Genomic DNA, 528 nt, shown 5'->3' on the forward strand with positions numbered 1-528 from the left:
TGAAGTCGTAACAAGGTAGCCGTAGGGGAACCTGCGGCTGGATCACCTCCTTAATCGACGACATCAGCTGCTCCATAAGTTCCCACACGAATTGCTTGATTCATTGAAGAAGACGAAAAGAAGCAGCCCGAAATTGGGTCTGTAGCTCAGTTGGTTAGAGCGCACCCCTGATAAGGGTGAGGTCGGCAGTTCGAATCTGCCCAGACCCACCAATTTTGTGTGGGAAACGCCTGTAGAAATACGGGGCCATAGCTCAGCTGGGAGAGCGCCTGCCTTGCACGCAGGAGGTCAACGGTTCGATCCCGTTTGGCTCCACCACTACTGCTTCTGTTTGTAGAAAGCTTAGAAATGAGCATTCCATCGTTGTGATGGTGAATGTTGATTTCTAGTCTTTGACTAGTTCGTTCTTTAAAAATTTGGGTATGTGATAGAAAGATAGACTGACCGTTACTTTCACTGGTAACGGCTCAGGCTAAGGTAAAATTTGTGAGTTCTCTTAATCGAGAAATTCGAATTTTCGGCGAATGT

The 528-nt window shown here is 47.2% G+C and carries 2 tRNA genes and 1 rRNA gene; all 3 read left to right on the forward strand.

The features are described 5' to 3' along the window. Nucleotides 1-53, forward strand: a 16S ribosomal RNA gene (locus TU82_RS27375); the annotation flags it as partial. Nucleotides 54-135: 82 nt separating this feature from the next. Beyond that, nucleotides 136-212, forward strand: a tRNA-Ile gene (locus tag TU82_RS27380). A 30-nt stretch (nucleotides 213-242) separates the two neighbouring features. Then, nucleotides 243-318 (forward strand) — tRNA-Ala (locus tag TU82_RS27385). The last annotated feature ends 210 nt before the right edge of the window (nucleotides 319-528 follow it).

Origin of the sequence: Pseudomonas orientalis (genome assembly GCF_001439815.1) — a bacterium.
GTDB classification, from domain to species: domain Bacteria; phylum Pseudomonadota; class Gammaproteobacteria; order Pseudomonadales; family Pseudomonadaceae; genus Aquipseudomonas; species Aquipseudomonas orientalis.